The sequence below is a fragment of the Primorskyibacter sedentarius genome (assembly GCF_004342065.1).
Lineage (GTDB): Bacteria > Pseudomonadota > Alphaproteobacteria > Rhodobacterales > Rhodobacteraceae > Primorskyibacter > Primorskyibacter sedentarius.
The window spans coordinates 136820-159294 of sequence record NZ_SLZU01000005.1 but is presented as its reverse complement, the minus strand read 5'-3'; the positions used below and the strand labels follow the sequence as shown (position 1 = coordinate 159294).

Genomic DNA, 22475 nt, shown 5'->3' with positions numbered 1-22475 from the left:
GGTCAGGGCGCTTTGCTGCCAGGGCCGGCCTTGCGGGAGACACGATAGAGCGGCCGTTCGACAGGCCCGACATGGGTCGCGAAATGGCCGACCAGGCGGATATCGAGCGGCTCGCAGCTGTCGAAAATTGCCAGCTCATCTTCCGGCAGATGTGCATCCCAGCTATAGCCGGGCGGCGGCGTTTCCGATTTCAGGGCCAGTTCGACAAACAGCACCGGGATGCGTTCGGTCAGCGCCTTCATCATGCCCTGCACATGCTCCAGCCCCCGGCTCTGCACGATGTGATGGAGAAGACTGAAGAAGAAGGCGTAGTCGTAGGTGCCGGGTGCAATGGCTTCGACAATTTCTGCCGACAGCTCTTCCCGGGCAAAGCTGGCTTCACCGGGCGTGTGGCGCTTGATCTCTTCGCAGATGCTGACATTTCGCGGATCGATATCGGTGCCGCGCGCGGAGATGCCCCGGTCAACGAAATAAAGCGTGTTGTAGCCAAGCGAACAGCCCGCATCCCAGAGCTTTCGTCCGCGGATATTGCCCTCCATCGCTGCCTCGACCGCGCGGCAGCGATCCTCGCAAGGGCGCAGCGGTGGGATCGATGTCTCGAAAGGGTAGTTATAGAGCGGCTGGTAAACGTTCTTGCCCTTAAGCAGCAAGCTGTCGATGCGGGCGCGGTGAGCGGTGTCGTCGTGTTGGTTCATCTTAGCCCACCTCTGCCGGTACGGGTGTTGCGTGCGGGCGATGTGCGCCCAGAAGGTTCCGGTCTGGGCCGATCTGCAAGACAAGGTCGGCGACATCCGCATTGGGCATCACCCATTGCGTGATGCTGGGCTGCAAGGCTTCCTCCCAAAAGGCGTTCATCTCCTCTTCTGAAAAGCCGGCATGGCCGTTCGTTTCGCGCCTGATCCTGCGTTCGCGCCCGAACCGCCATTGCTGAAGCTGCTCGATCGGTGCGTCAAGGTAGATCAGGAAATCGAAGCGCCGCGCGAGCGTGTCGTAGCCCGGACATGTCGCGCCGACCATGGCACCGTCAAAGATGCAGATGTCGGGGGTTCGGTCCAGCGTTTCGTCCGCCATTGGCTGGTCGCGGCCCAGATCGTAGCGGGGCACCGTCATCGGTTCCTCGTGTGTGTCCAGCGCAGCAACAAAGGCGCAAAGCCTGTCAGTGTCGTGAGAGCCGGGCAGGGTGCGCCATTTGTGCCCCCGGCGCAGGCGTTCGGCCTTGGGCAGGTAGAAGTCATCCAGCGACAGGCTGAGGCAGCGCTGCTTCTTGCGGGCCAACATCGGCAGACAGGCGGCCAGAATTTTCGATTGCGTGGTCTTGCCAACCCCCGGCCCGCCGCCGATGCCAACAAGGAACGTCCCCTCCGCCGCCGCCGCGCGCTTGCCAAGGTATTGTGTAAAGGGCACCACGATATCGAACAGGAACGCCGCACTTGGGTCTGCGATACCGAAACCCGCCATCACCCGCGTATATTCCGGCATCAGATCCCGAAACAGCTCAAGCCGCTCGTCCAGCCTGTCAGTGCTGGCTTCGGGTCCGAAGAGCGCGCGTTCCAGCGGGTCCTCCGCCAACCGCATGGCGATTTTTTGACGCGCCTCTGCGTCGCCCTTGGAGGCTGGTAGAAACAGCCTGTCGACGGTCCTGTCTTTCAAACCGGGCGCCCTCCTTTCACTGGATCATGTCAGGGCTCGCCGCGTCGAAACACTCTTTGAAATGGCTGATACTGTCGTAAAAGAACGCTTCTGCCTGTTTGTTGGAACAGTAGCTTTGGATGATATCCGTATCGGAATAAAGGACATCCATATAGTGGGTCTGGTTGAACTGCTGAAAGCTTTCAGAATTGAACGCCTGCTGGAAGACCCATTCAAGAAACTGGCGACGGTCATCGGGCAGCCCCTGCTGCACGAAAAACCCGCGAAACCGGTAATAGGTGTGACACTGGCCCCTGTCGGGCGTCTGGAAAGACGTGGTCGGCCCCAAGCGCGAGGTCAGCGCCTCGGTCACGTCGTGTTCGGGCAAGAGGGTGAAAATGGGCTTCAGAAACTTGCCCTCGATCAACCGCGCAATGTCACCTGGCTGTTCTATCAGCGCATCGGCATGCCCGTCCTGGCTGTCCGTGTCGTTGAAGAGCGAAAAATAGCGTTCCGATCCGCTTTCATAGGCTTGCGGCGCGAATGCGGGCGCTGTTGCATCTGCTGTGTCCACAGCTGGCGGGACCTCGGGGTCGTCGGAAGACCTGTCAATCGGGATCAGGAACGTCTCTTCGAACTTGTCGAGCAGGAAATCCTCCAGTCCGCGACCGGTGTCATCACCCCCGAAAATCGCGATTTGAAGTGGGTCGGTATCAGACGCGGCGGCATGCGCCACGAAACTGTCGAGGTCGGAAAATCGGGTGTCATCCGTGCGGATGTAAAGTTGGCTGAAGGTGATCTGCGCAATGTTCAGCGGCGTAAGAAACACCTCCTGATCGCGCGACTTGGCAAGCAGGCTGGCATAGGTGTCGTTCAGCTGCACAACGTTGTAACCGTTTGGCGGCAATTCGGAAAAATACTCAAGCGCGATTTCCAGATTGCCGCCGAACTTGAACAGAAGGTTGACCTCGATATTCAGGTCGTTGCCGTTTTCATCCTTGAGATTGCGAATGGCCTTCGCGATCTCGTCGCTCAGCGGAAACGAACCAGAGGCGGTGCTGCGCGGGATGAAGATGTTGATTGGCTGGTCGGGAAAACCCGCGGGCCGTGCGACCGGAGCGATATCGCAGGTCTGCGCGGTGGCAGGCAGCGCACCAAGACAGGCAACAGCCAAAGCGCATAACATGCGCGGCAGGCCCGACACAGTATCGGGGCGGATACTCCTGGCCAATACTCTGCGGTTCCTGGGGTTCGGTTTCATCTTATCTATGTCTTGGGCACATGTCCTGTCCCAGGACCTGCCCTTGGAAAAAGACGTGCCGTGCGAAGGCGTTGTCGTCAGAGATGTAGGATATGTTTTCGCAATAGTTGTGCTGCGTCAAGTGAAGTCGCGTCTATTTGCAATCTCGCTCACCTGTGGTGCCCCCGGATTTCCGCAGGTTTGACATGCGCTTATGGCGTGATCGCCTTTGCTCGCCACACGCTATTGTATCTGTGTGACCAAAAAAACACATCGAAAAAAATCAAGGTTGGCCGTGCCAACCAGCATTACCGAATTTGGCCGCATACAGTCTAGGGTTGCAAAGGTTTACGGGTTTATGCGCAAAGCGGGCGATGGTGCCCAGCAAGTCCAGAACAGGTGGTTCCGGCGCGTCGGTTTTTGAAGTTCCCTTCCATGCAAAGCCTGTTGGAGGCTTTCGCACATTTTCATCGGGGCCCTTTACCGCAATGGCCTTGGCGAACAGCAAAGGAAAATCGGCATGAACGTGTCAGCACAGTTTCCAAAATTGACCCTCGCGACGGCGCTGCTCTTTCCGGTCACGGCGATGGCGAACGGGTATCAAAACCTCCACCAAAGCGCGATGGGGCTGGGAACGGCCTATGCGGCAAACGGAACCGCGATCGACGATGTTTCGGCCATCTTTTCGAACCCCGCATCGCTGAGCCGCTTTCCCGGCTGGAACGCCTCTGTCGGGGCCACGTTGATCCTGCCGACCAACACGTTCGAGGGGCTGTCGGCCACCACATCGGATGGCACGCCGGTAACGGACGGGTCGCCTTCGGAGCCTTCGCAGTTCCTTGACGACACGTTTTCCGGCTTCTGGTATCTGTCCCATCAGGTAACGGACCGGCTTCATTTCGCGCTTGCGTTCAACGCGCCATGGGCCACCGAGTCCGACTACACCGACACGGCCGCCTCTCGCTATACCGCGTCGACGACGGAATTGACGGCCTATAACCTAAGCCCGATGCTGTCCTATCAGGTCAACGACCAACTGAGCGTCGGTGCCGGGTTGAACATCCAGTATTACACTTCGACATTCGCGACGAACATTCCGGCGGATACCTCTAACCCCGATATTGCGACCGACGGGCACGCAACTTTCGAAGGAAGCAAGCTGGCCTATGGCGCGACCGTCGGGCTGGAATATCAGGCAAATGATCAATGGCGGTTCGGCGTGTCCTACCGCTCGGCCATCAATCACAAATTCGACGGGGATGTAGAAGTCAAAGGACCGGCAGCGACCCTTGCATTGCTTACCTCTGCCAAGGGATCGGCCGATTACGAAATCGCGACACCCTGGATGTTCCAGCTTGGCGCCCATGGTCAGCTGAATGATCGGTGGGAGGTCTTCGGATCGGCGACCCTGACAGGATGGAGCGCCTTTGAAGACACGGTGATCGAGACGTCGAACCTTGGCACTCTGACGGTCAAGAACGGTTGGGACGATGCATGGTATGTTTCCATCGGGGCGGGCTACCAATTGACGCCCAAGACCAAGATCTTCGGGGGCATTGCCTATGACGAGACACCAACGCCGACCGAAGTGCGCAACCCGCGCGCGCCCAACGCGGATCGCTACTATGTCGGGCTTGGCCTGTCGCACGCGTTCTCGCCGTCGCAAACGGTGAAATTCGGATACGCTCATACTTTCTTTGACGACGCGCCTATCCGCCTGACAGAGGCCACCAACCCCGGCCGCGGGTCGCTGAATGGTGACATTAAGATCGACGCAGATATCCTGATGGTTCAGTATATTCACAGCTTCTGACGTCTAAACCCGTCTCAGGCCATTTCACCCGGCCGAATGGCCTGAACACACCGGATCACGTCGGAATTTGCATGCCATGCCGCAAGGCCCGGGCTAGGGTCACTTGAATTCCGGTGCAACGGAGGCGCCCTCATGACCAGTTCCGAAGAAGAATATCTGGAACAGCGGTTGAACGATCAGATCGAATGGTATGACCGCAAAAGCGTGTCAAACCAGCAGGCATATAAAAAGCTTCGTCTGATAGAGATCATCGCGGCTGCCATGATCCCGCTGCTGGCAGGCTACACAGACAAACACGCCTATGTCGCGATGGTGCTTGGCGGGCTTGGGTTGATCGTGGCGGTGCTGGCCGGGATTATCGGGCTTTACCGGTTTCAGGAAAACTGGGGGGAATACCGCGCCATCGCGGAGTCCCTCAAGCAGGAAAAGTTTCTGTTCCTTGCAAAGGCGGCGCCCTATGATGGGGAAAAGCCGTTCGAGCTTTTGGTGACGCGGGTCGAGACGATGCTGCGCAACGAAACCTCGGGCTGGACGCAGTCGATCCGCAAAGCCACGCAATCGGATCAAAAGCAACGCAAAGAGGTGCAGTAGCACCCATCCAAGGTGGACGCGCACGCGTTAGGTGATGTCGGGGTGCAATTCCGCCGGATCGATAATCTCCACATGTTGCGCAATGTCGCGGACCTGCCGGGCAAGATCGGCCGTGCCGCCCTCGCCGTCGCCGCCTTCACCATTCCAAAGTAGCAAGAGGTCGAGCGGCCCGTTTCTGGCTTCGGCCCTGGCGGCATGGATCATGCGTCGGTTGTTGAGGGCAAAAGGGTTTTCGTCAGATTGCGCAGGTGCGGGCCAGGACACCTCTGCCTGATCCAGCAGGCGTTTGAAACGGGCCTCCCAGTCGGCATGGCAGGACACTGGCAACCTCACGGAGGCATCAAGGAAGGCCTCTTGCTCCAACGGCAGGTATAGCCGCAGATCGGCGCCCAGCTTCAGGCACTCCTCGGCAAACAGGATGTCGCCCCCGCGTGCCCCGCCGCAGATGCAGATGTCGCCTTGGCCGATCTGCCAGTCAAAGAGCGTGGCGCTGATCGCGCTGCGCGCTGCCGCCTCCTTGGATGCAGGAAAGCGCGGCACGGCCCTGTCTGGCGCGTCGATCATGTGGCCGCTGAAAAGAACCACTTTGGGCATGTCCGCTCCTATCTCGCATATATCCACGGCCGCTGTGCCGCGGGCCGACAGCATGTCCGTCCCTTGGCCAGCATGGGCCCGGGACGGCAAGGTTTCAACACCGGCTGGCCGGTGTTTTTTGCTCTCAAACCCGCGTGACTGTTGACTTTTGCAGGAGGAAACGTCTCCAATGGGCATGCGGTTCCGCAGCCCTCGAAATCAGAATGAAAGCAGTTGTGTTTTCCAAGTGGCCCGTACCGGCTTTGGCCCACCAGCAATCAAAGTCGCGGTTCTGTTCCCGGTCATCTCAGAACGGAACGATTTTCCCATGATGCGAAGATTTGTCGGCGACCAGAGATCGCGATGCAAGGAAAGGCTAGCCAATGTCAAAAGACCTGAACGATCACCTGTTCGGCCCGGGGCCCAAGCGCATACTCGCACTCGACGGGGGCGGCATCCGCGGAATTCTGACCTTGCAGATGCTCGCGCGGATCGAAGAGCTGTTGCGCAAGCGCATGGGGGACGACGATCTTGTCCTGTCTGACTATTTCGACCTGATCGGTGGGACATCGACCGGGGCCATTATCGCCTCTGCCCTGTCGCTCGGCTGGCCGGTCAGCCGGATCAACAAGCTCTACCTCGAATTCGGCAATGACATCTTTCAATCCTCTTTCTTCCGCATGGGACTGTTGCGGCCCAAATTTTCCGCAAAGGCGGTCCGGGAAGGGCTGGAGCGCGAATACGGCGATATTTGTCTGGGCGGGCCAGAGGTGAAAACCGGGCTGGGAATCGTGGTCAAGCGGTTGGATACAGGCAGCCCGTGGATCATCCACAACAACCCCAAAGGCATCTATTTCAACCAGATCCCCGGCAGTACCTCGACCCCCAACAAGGACTACCTGTTGCGGCAGGTGGTGCGCGCAAGCTCTGCCGCGCCAACTTATTTCGAGCCGGAACTGATCGACGTCACGTCGGACATGAAGGGCGCGTTCGTGGATGGTGGCGTGAGCCCCTTCAACAACCCGTCGCTTCAGCTGTTCATGTTGGCGTCGCTCAAAAATCACGGGCTGAACTGGCCGGTTGGCAGTGACAAGATACAGGTTGTCTCGCTTGGCACCGGCACGCAGACGCCTGCGCTGGAGCAGGAAAAGGTGATGAAGATGTCGGCGGCGGAATTGGGCGTGCGGGGGCTTTCTTCGCTGATGGATGACAGCGCCGCGCTGAACGAACAGCTCTTGCAGTGGATGTCGGAAAGCCCAACGGCACGGTCCATCGACAGCGAGGTTGGCGATCTGAGTTCTGACGTCCTCGGGGGCACGCCGCTTCTGAGCTACCTGCGGTACAATGTCGAATTCGACAGCGACTGGATGAAAACGAACCTCGGCGTCGATTATTCAAACGAGCAGCTCGCCTCGATCTCGCAGATGGATAAGCCGGAAAACATGAACGATCTGACCGAAATTGGCAAAGCGGCCTGCGTGCTGATCAAGGAAGATCACTTCGACAAGACGTTCGACATTACCTGAACGCCGGGTGAGCAGGAAAGGGGGAGCGCATGCAGGATGCCGTGACAGAACCGTCGACAGAGGCTGCGCGCCAACTGACCTGCTTTGTCGTGACCGGCTTTGGCAAGAAGACGGACTACGTGACGGGCCGGGTATTGAACCTTGACCAGACCTTTCGGCAGCTTGTGCAGCCCGCCTGCGACAGGGTTGATGTGAATTGCTTTCGGGCGATTGATGCGAACCTCACGGGGCAGATCGACTCGATCATGTATCGCTGGATCTTCGAGGCGGACCTTGTCATTGCCGATCTTTCGACGCTGAACGCCAACGTATTCTACGAACTTGGCGTGCGGCATGCACAGCGCCCAAACACTACGGTCCTGATTGCTGAATCCTTGCTGCTTGAACGTATTCCGTTCGACCTCAGCTCTTTCGTGATCCACCAATATGAACATGGCGGAGAAGAGATAGGCGCGCCCGAACAAGAGCGGTTCGTAAGCTACCTGTCAGAGCTTCTGGACAAGATCATCGGGGTGGAAATGTCGCGCCGAAAGTCCTCGCCAGAGTTGCCACCGGAATCCGACAGCCCGATCTACCGGAACCTCAAAGGCATGAAGCCGCCCGAATACGCGCCGGAATCCTATCTGGAGCCGCCCGCCTACATCCCGCCCGAGGATCGCGATCAGCCCCCTGCCGCAGACGGGGCCACGCTGGCGGACCTTCTGCGATCAGCTGAAAGTGCTATGGCGGAGAAAAGATTTGAAGATGCGATTGGCCTGCTTGACAGGCTGGTGCAATCTCAGACGGAAGGCGCATCCGGGGGCAAGCCGGACGTCTACATCGTGCAAAAGCTGGCGCTTGCCACCTACAAAGCCGGTGAGAGGACGGGCAGTTCCGGCACGGCTGACCCGGACAGGGCGATTGCGGCGCTGTATCAGGCAGAAGAGATCCTGGAGACGCACTGCGCGCCCGGCATCACCAACGATCCTGAAACGCTGGGTCTGGCCGGGGCTATCAACAAGCGCCTTTTCGAGCTGACCGACGACATGGAGTTTCTCGATCGCGCCATCCGTTTCTACGAGCGTGGCTTCTACATCAAGCAGGACTATTACAACGGCATCAATGTGGCCTTCATGTACAGCCTGCGCGCGACCCGGCTTGAACCGGGCTTTGACGCGACCGTCAGCTACGGCCATGCCAACATGATCCGCGCGCAGGTTGCCCGCATCTGTGAAGACCTTGTCAGTGACGAGGAAGGTCTTGCCAGTCGCGGCGACCGGGAATGGATTTACCTGACGCTGGCCGAGGCTTATCTGGGAATGGGCCGCAGCGGCGATGCCGAACGGATAGAACGCAAGATCGAACGCCAGATCAGCGATTTTGCGAAAGCCAGCTATCAGCAACAGAAGGCCAAGCTACTCGCGATCATGGAGCTGTTCGAGGATGGCGCAAAGGGCTCGCCCGCGGGCCAGTCCTTCGAGTCTGTCTCGGTACGGCCCGTGGCCACCTTGCAGGAAAACGGTTTGATCAGCTTTCGGCCCGATATTGCTACAGACAGGCAGGTGCGGTCCTTGGAAGTGACCTACCGGATCGACTACGACTGAAGCTGACGCCGCACTAAGCGTCGAATTCCAGATGGAAATGCTGCGGATGCGGCGTGGGGCCGGTGTCGATCTGACCGGCAGGGCCGGGCGCGCGACGAAGGTTCCTCTGCGCCAGAAGTGGTTTCAGTATCGCCGGGATCACCGCCTTGTTGATGGCGGCACCAAAGCAGGTATGCATGCCGTAGCCCCAGATTATGTAGGTCTCGAACGGGCGATTGACGCGGAATTCGTGCGGCGCCTCGACAGCGCGGCGGTCGAACATGGCCGATAGTGTCGCTGCAAAAACCATCTGGCCTTTTTTCACGCGGGCCTGACGAAAGGTGGACCGCGCGATGACGGTATCGCGGGTCGCGCGGCGGTAGATGACCGGGTTGTGCGGATAAAAACGCAGCGCTTCCCAGATGTAATTTTCGAATGTGGCGTCGTCACCCGCACGCGCCGCGCTTTGCGCCAGTATAAGCTCATCGGGACGGTTCAGCAGCTCGTCCATCGCATAACAGCACGCTTTGGAAATCGTGGGGATCGCCCCGATCAGCAGGCCCAACAGATTGTTGCGAATGCCAATATCGCTCATCCCCGGAGTGTCCGCCGCCTGCAGGGCAAGGCAGCGGTTCAGGATGTCGGCATCCTCGGTCGGGTTGGCCTTGCGGTCGGCAATGGCAGTGTCGAGATAGTCACGAAGCGCCGCCGCATAACTCATCGCCTTTTGATCCAGAGCAGGATCGGCAGGAAGGTCTTCGAACAGGTACCAGAACAAGGTGGAGGTCCATTCCTTCATCGTGGCGGCATCTGGCCCGCCGACGCCGAAATATGTTTTCGTCATGTCCCACGGCACCTGCAAGGACAGCTGCGCGGGCAGGTCGATCTTGCCGTGGCTCCGCTCGACGATATCGCCTGCCAGAAGTTTTGCGCGCGGCAGGACAATCTCTGCCACGTCGGTCTGACGGGCAGCAAGCCGCATCGCGGATGTATCGCGGGTATAGTCCCAGCCCGGCTGCATCCCCAGAAAGAAGTTGTCGCCGTCCGTCAGCTTGCGCATCCGGCTGCCATAGACGACCTCGAAATCCTCGTTCCTGTCCAGCACCTCGATACAATCATTGTTGCGAGTGACGATCACGGTGCCGGTATTGTCATAGCTCTTCACCAACTGGCGTTTGAGCGACAGGTTCGGCGAAAAGGCGCGAAGAACCTCAAAGACCTTTCGCTGTCCCGAAACGGATTTCAGCTCTGGCCCGATATTTTTGCGCAATCCGCCATCGGCACGTGCCGCCTTGGCGCCGATCATCCCAAGCTGGCCGAGCGACCGGAGCCCTTCGCCCCAAATAGCGGCGCCGTTGAAAACCGTTTCGCCAATATTGCGAAGCGCTGAGATCATTGCCTGTCCTTTCGGGGTGCTGGGCTCATGTTGCGTCGACGATGCCCATGGCCATCATCCGCAAGCCTGTCATGGAAGGGATGAAGAAATAGTCGCCGCCACGGCATTCGACAAAGGTCTTCAGCTTGCTCATGACATAGGGCTGTTTGCCGGATTTCGGGTCCGCCGTGATCGTGAAACGTTTGTGGCGATCATGATTGCCAAGCATCGGGCAGGTGTCATTGCCCTGGTGAAAGTCCAGCCCGTATTGAATCCACTGCTGCTGCACGAATTCGAACTGGCGCGAAAGGCTGGCGCACATGATGATCATCGTGACGCCCTGTTCGGTCTCGTCGTTCTTTTCTTCGCCGACCCGCGGGCCGTAGGGCAGGCCGCGTCGCAAAATCCGGCGTCGCTTGTTCAGCGCGGATGTGGCGCTTTCGTTCTTGAATTGCTCGCCCGTTTCAGGATCGATGCCGACCTTGTTAAGCGGGTCGAGATAGTCCCGCGTGTTCATCCGGCGCAGATGCGATCCGACCGGGTTCTTGTACCCCAGCATGTCATCCGCATAGACAAAATTCGACGCCGCAGGAGAGCGCAGATAAGCGACCTGATTTTCCAGCGACTTGACGGGATCAGGGTCGTTGAACCCCATCTTGTCACCAAAGGCGATCCATTCTTCATAGGTCGGAACCACGGATGTGGGCACACCATCGGACCAGCGCCCGCACATTTTGGCGTGCAGGGTTTCGCGCGCCTCGACCTCTGACACGCCCTGAACCGCGGCATAGGATTTTGCCTCTTCGCGCATGACCTCTTCGAATGTGCCGACATTTTCATGCAGCTTGCGATAGGCCATGAAGGTGGAGTTTCGCGTGAATTCCGGCGGCGCGGCGGCGGGGGGCAGTTCCTGGCTTTCGTCGGGTTGACCGAGGATGAACTCACCCGCCTCGATGGGCTCCCACCCGGCTTCGGGCGTCATGCGCTTGCCGCGCCCGATGACGTTTTGCTTCTCGATTTCCGGAGGGTACTGACCTTTGTAAACCGGATCGCCAATGCCGTCGGAAAAACCAAAATGCTCTTTCGGCGTGGGGAGTTTTATGCCGTTCTTCTCTTCAAACACGGCGGAGGAGGCCTGGTATTCCTGATCGCCATTCTTGCCATTCGTGGTCAGGATCCGGACGCCCTGGTCAAGCTCCTGGCAAAGATCGCGCAGCCATTGTGTCTGCTGCTCCAGCTCGTCGACCGGTTCGTCCTGTCCCGGCGTCTTCAGCTGGGCGTTCATCGAGATCCAGATATGGACATTGTCGGTATCATCGCCGTCACCCTTGCGATTGCCCTGCCAGATCGGATCCCAATGCTTGTCCCAGCCGACGGATTCCGCCTCTGTCTTTGTCACGTCGCGGTCACCAAGGATGAAGGCCCGGTTTCGCATGCCAGAGATGAAATCCTCGGGCATGCCGCGCAAGGTGCGCTCGGGAATCTGCAGCTTCAGCATCCCCAGAAAGGTGAACCCGATATTCAACGTGACCAGTGGCTTGCCACCCTCAGGCCAGACGGCGCCGGTCGTAACCTTCTGGCGGACCGCCTGAATGAACTGCCGACCCTTGCCGCAATCCGCGATGTTGAGAAAGAAGTACCGGGCGAAGGGAAAGGAATAGCGTCCGTAGGCGCGGATCACGTTGCCTTGTATGTCGTCGAGATTCAGGCTGCGGGTCATTTCGAATGTCAATCCTAGCTTGAAAGGCCACCCTCGGCCGCGATCGAGATCACGCCGGGATTTTGTGTCGGTGCCGATTTATCTTCGGGTTTGTGCGTTTGCAGGAAGGATCCGAAATCCTCATACAGCTTGTTTGCGTCCGCGCCCTGATGATCGATGGCGAAATCCGCAAAGGTTTGCTGCACGTAAAGCGCCTTGAGCACCGATGGCAGGTCGTCATATTCTCCCGGTGCCAGTGGTTTGGCGCCGTTCTTTAATGCGAATTTCACGCTCAGCACCGCCGCGATTGCAGCGATGATGAAACCAAGAAAGAACAGCAACAGCGTGCTGATCCCCAAAAGGCTGGACGCCCCGAAAAGCCACAGCACCAGCCCCAGCAGCCCGATGCCCGCGGGCACGAGCACACCTGCCAGAAGCTTTGGCAGTGACAGTTCGTTGAACTCCGGCAGTTTCAGGTAATAGTCATGGAAGGGCATGGTCGTTTCGACATGACATTTATCAAGGTAATTCGCGAAATCATCCGCTGTTTTGACACCTTCAAAGCCCACGCAGTTGCGATAGATCTCTTCAAGTTCCGGGCCCATCGTTTTCCATAGCTCGCGGGCATAGGATTTGCGGACCTGCCTCTGTTCTTCGGCACTAAGATCGGCGGGCAGCGGGGCACCGTCTTCTGTGATGGCGTCAATATCGGCGCAGAACACCAGATACGCCGCGTTCAGCTTGTCGATCTCCTGCGGATTGACGGGGTTGATGCCCTTCGCCGTTGCGACGATCGGGTTCTGGGAGTTGCGGCCGTTGTAGATGACATCGCTCAGCACGAACATGCGCGCCAGATGGTTGCGCTTGTTGCGTGAGAACGGGCTGTTCAGCCCGATATTCTGCGTGGCGGGCGATTGCATCGCTGTCGGCAGTTCCGCAAGTGCTGTGCGCACCTGCTGCTCGCAGGACGTGTTGGAACCGTCTGACGACTTGCCATGCCTGATCGGCGCGAGCGTGGTGAGAAAAAGGTGACCAGTGTCGAGATCGGCCATGGGACACTCCTCAGGAAGTTGATGTGCGCTCGCTGTCGAATTCTCTCTGGGCGTCCTTCACGTAGGCGCTGCGATTGATATCGGCGCGTTCCGTATCCAGGCTGGCCACGGGGCCGATACCGGGTTCGCCAAGAGCGTCCTGTATCCTGAACATCGCGTCACGATAGCTTTTCGCGAAGTCCTCGGGCGATTGCGAGGCATGCAGCTTTGCAAGGCGCCGCACTTCGTCGTAAACCCTCAGGCTGGATTTGATGTCACGCTGCGCAGAGCCGGGCGTCGCGTTGTAATAGTAGTCAGTGTTCACCTGATTGTAGGTGATGTAATTCTTGAACGTCGTGACCGGGATAGACTGCGGATATTTCGTGGCGGAGTACCAGAAAAGGTTCAGACCTTTCGGGATACCGTCAGAGAACGCGTCGATATACTGATCCCAAGTTCCGTTGAAGTTGGAGCAGAACAGCATGTAGTCATTCTTGACCGTCTGCTTGCCCTGACCCAAATCCGGCCAGTCCTTAGGGCGGATGATGACCCAGCGCGCGAAATGGATGATCGACAGGCCCAACAAGCCCTGCAAATTTTCGGGGAGTCCGCGCGATGCCATGAACAACAGCCGGTTGATCCAAGTGATCTTGGGATTGCTCGGCGTTACCACATTCATCGCATAGGCCTTGCCGCCTATATTCGACATCAATGTATCCTTCTCGCAATGTAGCTGCACCAAAAAAGTGTAATCACTAAATCGCAGGGCACGCAAACGTTGTATGGGATGCATGCCTACCCGTCAACGCTCAAGGTGCTGGTCGCGTTGACTAACTGCTTTGCCACGCATGAAAATTCTGCCGGGCGGGGCAGGGTCGTGGGGGTAGGAACGGCGCCTTGGGGTGCGCAAAGCAAGGCGTTGGCCGAAGGTCCGTTCGGAACCTCCGGCCAACCAGCGGTTGCGTTCAGAGCTTCGCGTGCTCTGATTTCAGCGCGAGCCACAGGCAGTAGCACATCATCAGCACGACAAGCGTGAACGGGATCCCCGTCGAGACGGCAGCCCCCTGAAGCGCACTCAGGCCCCCGCCCAGAAGCAGCGCGATTGCCACCAGCCCTTCAAGCGTACACCAGAAGATGCGCTGGATGACGGGCGCATCCATCTTGCCGCCGGCCGTGATCGTATCGATCACAAGCGATCCACTGTCGGACGAGGTGACAAAGAAGATGATGATCAGCACCAGCGAGATCGGGGCGACGATACCGTAGAAGGGAAGCTCCTTGAGAAAGCCGAACAGGGCCCCTTCGGGCTTGTAGCTGTCGACAACGGTGGCCGTGACGCCTTCGGCGCCGCCTGCATTGATCATGTCGATGGCGGCCCCTCCGAAGGTGGACATCCACAAGGCGCAGACGGCCGTTGGCGCGATCAGGGCGCACAGAACGAATTCACGCACCGTACGACCCTTGGAGATGCGGGCGATGAACATGCCCACGAAGGGCGACCAGGCGATCCACCAGGCCCAGTAGAAGGTGGTCCAGCCGTGGAAATAGCTGGTGTCTTCGCGCCCGAACGGGTTGGACAGGGCCGGCAGGGCGACAATGTAGTCGGCCATGACGCTCACATAGCGTGTCAGCCCCGAGACGAGACCCGTCACAAGCAACACGAAGATGAACAGGACAACGGCCATGATCATGTTGATCTCGGACAGCCGCTTTACCCCCTTGTCCATGCCCAGCAAGACGGAGCCCAGGGCAATACAGGTGATCCCGATAATCAGCAGGACGGTCACAGTGTTCGAAGGTACGATCCCGAAGATCTCGTACAAGCCTGCAGCCACTTGCTGCGCGCCAAGGCCCAAAGATGTGGTCAGGCCGAATAATGTTGCGAATACGGCCAGCGTGTCGATCGCGTGACCCCACCACCCCCAGACCTTTTCACCCAGCAACGGATAGAAGGCAGAGCGCAGCGTCAATGGCAGGCCGAGGTTATAGCAGAAAATCGCAAGGCTCAGACCGACAGCGGCATAGATCGCCCAGCCTTCCAGCCCCCAATGGTGAATGGTGCCGACGACGCCGATATATTCATTGCCCGGAAGCGACGCGTCGATCCCCAGAGGATGCGCAGCGCCATCTTCAGCGAAGTTGTAATAGACGGGTTCAAGCACGCCAAAGAACAGCAGCCCGATGCCGATGCCTGCCGCAAACATCATCGCGATCCAGCCCGCATAGGTGTAATCCGGCGTCGCGTCCTTGCCGCCAATCCTTACCTTGCCCACGGGCAGAATGATCAACGCCAGGCAGAACAGGGTTATGGCGTCGACCGACAGAACGAGGAACCAGTCGAAGGTGCTGGTCAGCCATGGGCGCAGCCAGCCAAAAAAGGTTGCCGATGCCTCTTGATTGGCCAGCGCAAGAAGAACGAATGCGAAAATCAGAATGCTGGAGATCAGGAAAACCGGGTTGTGGATATCCAGGCCCAGCGGGCGGATATTGTCCTGCCCTAATTCATAGTCGGTGGAGTATTCCATACTCTCATCGACCGGGGCCTCTGGTTCAGATGATGACATGGCTTTGTTTCCTCTCGGTTTTCTGGGCGTCGGCCAAAGGCCAATGACTGTCAGGGTCGTCAGTGACGCAACGGAAGTCAAAGATTATCTGACGCGAGACCGCCGGAATTCGGGTGGAACGGGGCTGCACGCGGTGAATCTCGCGTATTGATCGACCTCAAGGACCGCAGGCCGTCGCCGTGGCAATGTCGATGCCAGCAAGGAGAAAACACAATGTTCACGAAAATTATGATCCCTGTCGATCTCGGCCATACCGAGCAGATGGACAAAGCACTTTCCGTGGCGGCGGACCTTGCTTCGAAATACAGTGCAGAGCTGCATATCGTCGGCGTCACGCAGTCGTCGCCAACCCAGATTGCCCGTACGCCGGACCTGTTTGCGCAAAAGCTTGCGGCTTTCGCGGCAGAGCGGTCCAGCGCCACCGGGATGACATTCGCATCGCATTGCGAGATCAGCCACGACCCGTCCATCGATCTGGACGACGTGTTGATGCGCGCCATAGGCAAGCTCGGTGCCGATCTTGTGGTCATGGCGAGCCACGTTCCGGGATTTGCGGAACATCTTTTTGCGTCCAACGCGGGCTATCTTGCGTCCCATTCCAAGACGTCAGTCTTCATCGTGCGCTAGGGCGGTCTTTGCGGTTCAGCCAGACCGCTTCCGGCGCTGGCAAACGGCGTCAGGCGTCGCGATGGACATGCACAGCACAGGGCGCGTGGCGCACGACCCGCGCGGCGGTAGAGCCAAGCAGATAGTCACTGAGCCCCGGCATGTGCGAGCCTATGACGATGCAGCCCACGTCATTCTTGACAGCATAGTCGATGATCGTGCGGTAGGGATGCCCGCGCGCAATCTCTGCCGTGACGTCCTCCATATCAGCGGTCTTTTCCTTCAGGACAGCATGGGCGCGCTGCATGCCCTCCTGCACCTTGTTTTCGCCCAGATAAGCAGCGACGCTGCCTTGCGGGACTTCGTAGACATGCAGCGCAGTGATGGAGCCGCCGGGATTGCACAGCACACGGGCTGTCTTCAGCGTCATCGGGGAAATGCCGTGGTTGAGCGCCATCGGAACCAGTATCTTGTCGTACATCTTGATCTCCCTTTTAATGTTGGATCGGCTCAGGCCCACGGATCGAGCAGGATCTTGGGGGCCGCGACCCGTGCTGCGCGGATGTCCGCAAAGGCCCGTGCGCCATCGGAAAGGGGGCGCCTTTCTGTCCAGTCCAGCGGGCCGAGTTGACCGTCAAAGATCGCTTGCGCGGTGTCGCGAAAATCCTGGGCGGAGTAGGTATAGGTCCCGATGAAGGAGATTTCCTGCAAGGTCATGCGGCGGATATCCAGCCCGCCCATGTCCTCACCCAGCCCGATATGGGCAATCACCCCGCCGGGTCGCACCCGTGCAGAGGCAAGCGCGCGGGTCGCCTTGAAGCCGACGGCATCGATGACCAGATCCGCATCGCTTTCGCAGGTCGCTGATGCGGTCTCTCCGCAGTGATCGCGAAGAAATGCGCGCCGGTCTGCATTTGGTTCGATCATCGTGATGTCCGGCACGCCCATGCTGCGCAGCGCAAGCGCGGCGGCCAGCCCGATAGCTCCGCCCCCGATCACGAGCGCTTTGCGATCCGCCGACGCCTCCAGCGCCTCCAGCGCCAGACGGGCGGCATGCCAGCTGACCGCCAGAGGTTCCGCCAGCGCAGCCTTGGCCAGTGGCACCGCCTCTGGAACGTTCACAAGGTTGCTTTCCGACATCGCCACGAATTGCGCGAAGGCACCTTCGCGCGGGGGCAGGGATATGATCTGCCGTTCCGGGCACAGATTTTCACGGCCCGACAGACAATAGGTGCAGGTCTTGCAGGTGACCAACGGGTTGATCGTGACGCGCAGGCCCTTAAGCGGTCCTTCGTCGATGATGCCTGCCGCCTCATGGCCCAGGATCAGGGGGGCAGGGCGCCGGTCGTCATGGCCCAGAAAAGCATGCATGTCGGATCCGCAAATGCCAACACAGGTGACGCGGATCAGATGCTCGCCCTCTTTGGGCATTGCGCGCGGCACGTCGCGGTAGATGAGCGTTTCGACATCTTCATAGACCAAGGCCTTCATCATCGGCTCCTCTCTGTCCCAACGCGGCCTGTCTGGGTGCCACTGCGATTGCGCATGGCCCGTGTCATCCATCGGGCGACAGGTCGAAATCTTCGTCGGGGAAGTACTTTGCCAGCCGCACATCGGCCGCACGGGCGTGCCCCTCCATCCCTTCCAGACGCGAGATGCGCGCGGTGGCCTCGGCAATTGCCTTTGACCCTTCGCGTGTCGTGCGCTGCCACGTGACGATCTTCATATATTTGTGAACCGACAACCCGCCCGTGTAGCTGGCGGCGCGCGACGTGGGCAGGACGTGGTTCGTCCCGGCCGCCTTGTCACCGTAGGAAACCGTCGTTTCCTCGCCCAGAAAGAGCGAGCCATAGCAGGTCAACCGATCCAGCCACCAATCGGGGTCTTCCGCCTGAACGGTCAGGTGCTCGGGCGCGTAGTCATCCGACGTTGCCGCCATGTCCTCGCGGTCTTTGCACAGGATCACCTCGGCATAGTCGCGCCAGGCGGCAGCGGCATTCTCGCGATTTACCTCTGGCAGATCGGCGATCAGAACCGGCACACGGGCCATTACGTCTTCTGCCAGTGCGCGGTCATCCGTGACCAGCCAGACCGGCGAGTTGTAGCCGTGCTCTGCCTGGCTGACGAGATCGGTGGCCACGATATTCGTATCGGCGGATTTGTCCGCGAGGATAAGGCTGTCGGTCGGCCCTGCGATCATGTCTATACCCACGCGGCCAAACAGGATCCGCTTCGCCTCGGCCACGAACTGGTTGCCAGGGCCCACAAGGATATTGGCCGCCGGAAGGCCGAACAGCCCGAACGCCATTGCCGCAACACCCTGTATGCCCCCCATCGCGAGGATCCGGTCGGCACCACAAATATGCGCCGCATAGATGATGGCGGGGGCGACGCCCGTATCCGGTCGCGGTGGCGAACAGGCGGTGATATGGCGACAGCCCGCAACTTTGGCGGTTGTCACCGTCATGATGGCGCTGGCGATATGGCTGTAGCGCCCACCGGGAACGTAGCATCCCGCCGCATCGACAGGGATTGCCTTTTGGCCGGTGATGAAGCCGGGATTAAGCTCTACCTCCACATTGGCGACCGTGCTTTTTTGCAGTTCCGCAAAACGGCGCACATTGTCATGGGCAAACCTGATGTCATCCTTCAGCTTTTGCGGGACAAGCGCGCTTGCGGCGTCAATCTCATCCTGTCCCAACAGGATCTTGCCATCATAGCCGTCGAACCGGGCTGCGTATTCCAGCGCCTTGGCATCTCCCCCCGCCTCGATCTCGTCGAGCACGGTCTTCACTGTCTCGTGCACGTCTGACGCGTTGGACCGGGCGGTAAATGCGGCCTTCTTGAGGTAGTCACGGGCCATGGTCTGCAATCCTCCTGACGGTTAGGGGGTTTCCCGCTTGTTGTGGCGAATGGATGAAAACAGGGCGAGCCCGATCAGGACGACACCAATACCGCCTGTCAGCGTTTCGGGCACATGTACAAGCGATTGCAGAAACATGATCATCGACAGCGCGAAGATCGAATAGAAAGCGCCATGTTCAAGATATCTAAACTGCTGCAGGGTTCCTTTCTCGACCAGCATGATGGTCATGGAACGTACATACATCGCGCCGACGCCAAGACCGATTGCAATCAGCACGATGTTGGAGGTGAGGGCAAAGGCGCCGATCACGCCGTCGAAGGAAAAGCTGGCATCCAGCACTTCGAGATAAAGAAACGCGCCTAGGCCGCCCTTCGCGGCCATGCCCACACCGGAACTGCTGCTTTGATCCAGATAGTTTCCCAGACCGTCGACCATGGTGAAGACCAACAGGCCCATGATGGCGGAAAACAGAAAGCTCGCTTGCTGGTGGCCGGGCAGCGCCTGCGAAATCAGTGCGACGATGATCAGCACAAAGGCAATCTCGAACCCGCGCACGGAACCGCATTTGCGCATGCTGCGCTCCAGGCTTTCGATCCAGTCGATCGATTTGTCCTCATCGACAAAAAAGCTGAGCGCCACCATCATCAGGAATGTGCCCCCGAACGCGGCAATCGAGCTGTGCGAATTTTCGATGATGCGCGAATATTCTTCAGGCTCTGCCAGCGCCAGACGCACCGCCTCGAACGGGTTGACCCAGGCGAAGACGGCAACGATGAGCAGCGGAAAGACGATCCGCATCCCGAAGACCGCGATCAGGATGCCCCATGTCAGAAATCGCTGCCGCCAAACCGGTGTCATATCCTCCAGCTTGTTGGCGTTCACGATGGCGTTGTCGAAGGACAGCGCGATCTCCAGCACTGCCAGCACGGCCCCGATCAGGAAGAATGCGACGACACCGGACATGCTGCCTTCGGTTGCCCAGCCCAGCCAGCCCGACAGGCCAAGCCCCACCGCCGTCACGATCAGGGGCCATTTCAGGTATGATAGGGATGATCTTGCCATGGTCAGCACCTATTGCCCGTAGATGTAATTTGGCAGCCACAGGGCGATCTGGGGGAAGACGAAGATCAGGATCAGGCCGATCAACTGGATCACCATGAACTGCATCATGCCAAGGTAGATATCCCGCAGGTCCCATTCTGGCACGACGCCTTTCAGGAAATACGCCGACAGCGCCACCGGTGGGCTAAGCCACGCTGTCTGCAAATTCACCGCCACCAGTATCGCGAACCATATCAGCAGGTCCTGCTGGTTCTCGAAACCCAGATCCAGCGAGGTGACCGTGGGGATCAGTATCGGCACGATGATCAGAACGATAGGCACCCATTCCAGTGGCCAGCCCAGAAGGAAGATCAGTGCCATGATCAGCATCAGGATCAGCACCGGTGACATGTCGAGGCTGAGCAGAAGCTCTGTCAGCATTTTCGGCGTGCCCAGGTTTGAGAATACCGCCCCGAAGAAGTTTGACGCCGCGACAAGGAACATGATCAGAACGGTGATCTCAAGGCTCTTGATCAGCGCGTCATACAGTCCCGGAATGGTAAACTTGCGATAAAGCATCGACAGGACCACCGCCCCGAACGCGCCGCAGGCGGATGCCTCGGCCGGTGTTGCCCAGCCGGCAAGGATGGACCCAAGCGCAAAGGCAATCAGCACGGTGGGTGGAACCAGCCCCATGAAGAATTCATACCAGAGCGCGGAGAAATAGAAACCGCCGGGGCGGACCCGGTCCATCCAGCGATAGACCATGTACATGAGTCCGACCCAAAGAATGGGCACGATCAGCGCGCCCATTGGAAAGCCGAAGCCCACGGTGATGCCGCGCGTGATCAGCCAGATCAGAAAGACCAGAGAGGCCATGACCACGATTACCTCAAGCAGGTAGAAGCGCGAGGTTTCCGGCTGTTCGTCCGGCGGAAGGATCGGGCCAAGGTCTGGATTGATCCAGCAGCGGCCAAGGGCATAAAGCAGGTAGAGACCCGCCAGCATGACACCGGGGATGATCGCCGCGCGGAACAGGTCCGTCACCGGAACTTCCAGTACCGGCCCCATGACGATCAGCATGATCGAGGGCGGGATCAGAATGCCCAGCGTGCCCCCGGCGGTGATGGTTCCGGCGGCAAGCCTGACGTCATAGCCGGATTTGTTCATCGTGCGCGCAGCCATGATGCCAAGAATGGTCACCGAGGCCCCGACGATGCCGGTCGCGGCGGCAAAGATCGTCGACACGAAAAGCACGGCGATGAACAAGGCCCCGCGCGTGCGCGACATCATCATCTGCACTGCCTGAAACAGCCTTTCCATCAGTCCGGCCTGTTCCATCACGATGCCCATGAAAATGAACAGGGGTACCGCGACCAGTTGATCCGAAAGCATGACAGAGTTGGTTTGCAGCGTCATCAGGAAGGTGGCGAGCTTGAAATTCGCGCCCCATGTTCCGAAGACAAAGCCCAGAAAGATCAGCGTGAAAGAGATCGGGAAGCCCACGAAGATCGCAAAGAGCATCACCGCCAGCATGATCAACCCGATCACCGGCTTCGAAACTCCGGGGCCTTTGCCAAACAGGCTTTCCCAGTAGTCGCCAAGCGGCAAGACGTCCGGAAAGAAGACGCCCAGCGTGACCAGCGCAAGCGCCACAAGATAAAAGGGCAGGATGCGCAGGAACTTCCGCTCTCGTTCCTTTCCCATCTTGTGGAAAGCTCGGAACAGCTCTGGAAATCCTTGCAGGAAAAGCAGCAATGCGCCGACCGGCATGGCCAGACGCGCGGGCCACAAGAGTGGCGCCCAAGTGGAATCGCTCGCCTGCTCGCCCGACAGGAACGATTTCAACCAGTATTCCGAAGAGACCCAGGTGAAGAACAGCATCGCGGGCAGGTAGAAGGCCAGGTAGAGAGTGGCATCCACGCTGGCCTGCGTCTTTTCAGACCAACCGCGATAAAGGAAATCGGCGCGGATATGCACGCCGCGCATCAACGCGTAGCCCGCCGCCGCCATGAACAGCACGCCACCCAGCATGCGGCTGACGTCATAGACCCACAAAGTGGGGCCAAACCCCCAGGAGATGGCCACGTCGTTCATGCCATTCTCTGTCAGGATGGCAAACATGTTGCGCGAAAAGACCTCGTACACGATGGCGAGTATCAACGGGATCATCAACAGACAGATGATCCGCCCGGCCCAAAGATTGATGATGTCGATTGCCGCCGTGATGGGGCGCTGCCAGGGCGTCATGTCTTCGGGGGTCTGCCCCGGCTCCTCGGCGCGCCTTTCGGCGATCAACTCGTCGGTGATGTCAAGTTCACCGGGATCCAGCTCTTCGGCCATTCCGCCTGCCTTCTTG

At 59.0% G+C, this 22475-nt stretch carries 19 protein-coding genes; 5 read left to right on the top strand and 14 right to left on the bottom strand.

Going from position 1 to position 22475, the window contains the following annotated elements; genetic code table 11:
- Positions 1-2 precede the first annotated feature (2 nt).
- The 3 genes from EDD52_RS23660 to EDD52_RS09945 are packed head-to-tail and all read right to left on the bottom strand — an operon-like array spanning position 3 to position 2860.
- Complete coding sequence (locus EDD52_RS23660) at positions 3-695, bottom strand: class I SAM-dependent methyltransferase (RefSeq protein WP_165907500.1); 693 nt, start codon at positions 693-695, stop codon at positions 3-5.
- A 1-nt stretch (position 696) separates the two neighbouring features.
- Positions 697-1650, bottom strand: coding sequence for a type I pantothenate kinase (locus EDD52_RS09950; protein WP_132244415.1), 954 nt, complete (start codon positions 1648-1650; stop codon positions 697-699).
- Between the two features lie 16 nt (positions 1651-1666).
- A complete protein-coding gene (locus tag EDD52_RS09945; RefSeq protein ID WP_132244413.1) occupies positions 1667-2860 on the bottom strand; it encodes a type 2 periplasmic-binding domain-containing protein in 1194 nt (397 codons plus the stop codon).
- Positions 2861-3389: 529 nt separating this feature from the next.
- Between EDD52_RS09945 and EDD52_RS09940 the strand changes: the two genes are divergently transcribed.
- Positions 3390-4682, top strand: coding sequence for an OmpP1/FadL family transporter (locus tag EDD52_RS09940; RefSeq protein WP_132244411.1), 1293 nt, complete (start codon positions 3390-3392; stop codon positions 4680-4682).
- A 132-nt stretch (positions 4683-4814) separates the two neighbouring features.
- Entirely contained in the window at positions 4815-5273 is a 459-nt protein-coding gene (locus EDD52_RS09935) for a DUF4231 domain-containing protein (RefSeq protein ID WP_132244409.1), read from the top strand.
- Positions 5274-5300: 27 nt separating this feature from the next.
- On the opposite strand, the gene EDD52_RS09930 is transcribed toward EDD52_RS09935, so the two are convergent.
- Positions 5301-5867 carry a hypothetical protein gene (locus EDD52_RS09930; protein ID WP_132244407.1) on the bottom strand — a complete coding sequence of 189 codons (567 nt, stop codon included), beginning with the start codon at positions 5865-5867 and terminating at the stop codon, positions 5301-5303.
- A gap of 362 nt (positions 5868-6229) precedes the next feature.
- Between EDD52_RS09930 and EDD52_RS09925 the strand changes: the two genes are divergently transcribed.
- On the top strand, positions 6230-7372 hold the full coding sequence (locus EDD52_RS09925; RefSeq protein ID WP_132244405.1) for a patatin-like phospholipase family protein: 1143 nt from the start codon (positions 6230-6232) through the stop codon (positions 7370-7372).
- Between the two features lie 29 nt (positions 7373-7401).
- Positions 7402-8955 carry a tetratricopeptide repeat-containing protein gene (locus tag EDD52_RS09920; protein ID WP_132244403.1) on the top strand — a complete coding sequence of 518 codons (1554 nt, stop codon included), beginning with the start codon at positions 7402-7404 and terminating at the stop codon, positions 8953-8955.
- Positions 8956-8968: 13 nt separating this feature from the next.
- Here EDD52_RS09920 and EDD52_RS09915 read toward each other — a convergent pair whose 3' ends face one another.
- The 5 genes from EDD52_RS09915 to EDD52_RS09895 all read right to left on the bottom strand — a co-directional run bounded on the left by EDD52_RS09915 (position 8969) and on the right by EDD52_RS09895 (position 15603).
- Positions 8969-10330, bottom strand: coding sequence for a cytochrome P450 (locus tag EDD52_RS09915; protein WP_132244401.1), 1362 nt, complete (start codon positions 10328-10330; stop codon positions 8969-8971).
- Positions 10331-10355: 25 nt separating this feature from the next.
- The gene (locus EDD52_RS09910; protein WP_132244399.1) at positions 10356-12029 is read right to left on the bottom strand and encodes a Dyp-type peroxidase; all 1674 of its coding nucleotides are present in this window, start codon (positions 12027-12029) and stop codon (positions 10356-10358) included.
- A gap of 14 nt (positions 12030-12043) precedes the next feature.
- Complete coding sequence (locus EDD52_RS09905; protein WP_132244397.1) at positions 12044-13060, bottom strand: hypothetical protein; 1017 nt, start codon at positions 13058-13060, stop codon at positions 12044-12046.
- A 10-nt stretch (positions 13061-13070) separates the two neighbouring features.
- Positions 13071-13748 (bottom strand): hypothetical protein, encoded by a 678-nt coding sequence (locus EDD52_RS09900; protein WP_132244395.1) that lies wholly within the window; start codon positions 13746-13748, stop codon positions 13071-13073.
- Between the two features lie 256 nt (positions 13749-14004).
- The gene (locus tag EDD52_RS09895) at positions 14005-15603 is read right to left on the bottom strand and encodes a BCCT family transporter (protein ID WP_132244393.1); all 1599 of its coding nucleotides are present in this window, start codon (positions 15601-15603) and stop codon (positions 14005-14007) included.
- 213 nt (positions 15604-15816) lie between these two features.
- Between EDD52_RS09895 and EDD52_RS09890 the strand changes: the two genes are divergently transcribed.
- Positions 15817-16230, top strand: coding sequence for a universal stress protein (locus tag EDD52_RS09890; RefSeq protein ID WP_132244391.1), 414 nt, complete (start codon positions 15817-15819; stop codon positions 16228-16230).
- A gap of 49 nt (positions 16231-16279) precedes the next feature.
- On the opposite strand, the gene EDD52_RS09885 is transcribed toward EDD52_RS09890, so the two are convergent.
- The 5 genes from EDD52_RS09885 to EDD52_RS09865 all read right to left on the bottom strand — a co-directional run bounded on the left by EDD52_RS09885 (position 16280) and on the right by EDD52_RS09865 (position 22459).
- Complete coding sequence (locus EDD52_RS09885; protein ID WP_132244389.1) at positions 16280-16690, bottom strand: universal stress protein; 411 nt, start codon at positions 16688-16690, stop codon at positions 16280-16282.
- Between the two features lie 29 nt (positions 16691-16719).
- A complete protein-coding gene (locus EDD52_RS09880; protein WP_132244387.1) occupies positions 16720-17700 on the bottom strand; it encodes an alcohol dehydrogenase catalytic domain-containing protein in 981 nt (326 codons plus the stop codon).
- Between the two features lie 64 nt (positions 17701-17764).
- Entirely contained in the window at positions 17765-19072 is a 1308-nt protein-coding gene (hisD, locus tag EDD52_RS09875) for a histidinol dehydrogenase (protein WP_132244385.1), read from the bottom strand.
- 21 nt (positions 19073-19093) lie between these two features.
- Positions 19094-20137, bottom strand: a complete 1044-nt coding sequence (locus EDD52_RS09870) for a DUF475 domain-containing protein (protein WP_132244383.1) — start codon at positions 20135-20137, stop codon at positions 19094-19096.
- 9 nt (positions 20138-20146) lie between these two features.
- A complete protein-coding gene (locus tag EDD52_RS09865; RefSeq protein ID WP_132244381.1) occupies positions 20147-22459 on the bottom strand; it encodes a TRAP transporter large permease subunit in 2313 nt (770 codons plus the stop codon).
- Between the last annotated feature and the right edge of the window lie 16 nt (positions 22460-22475).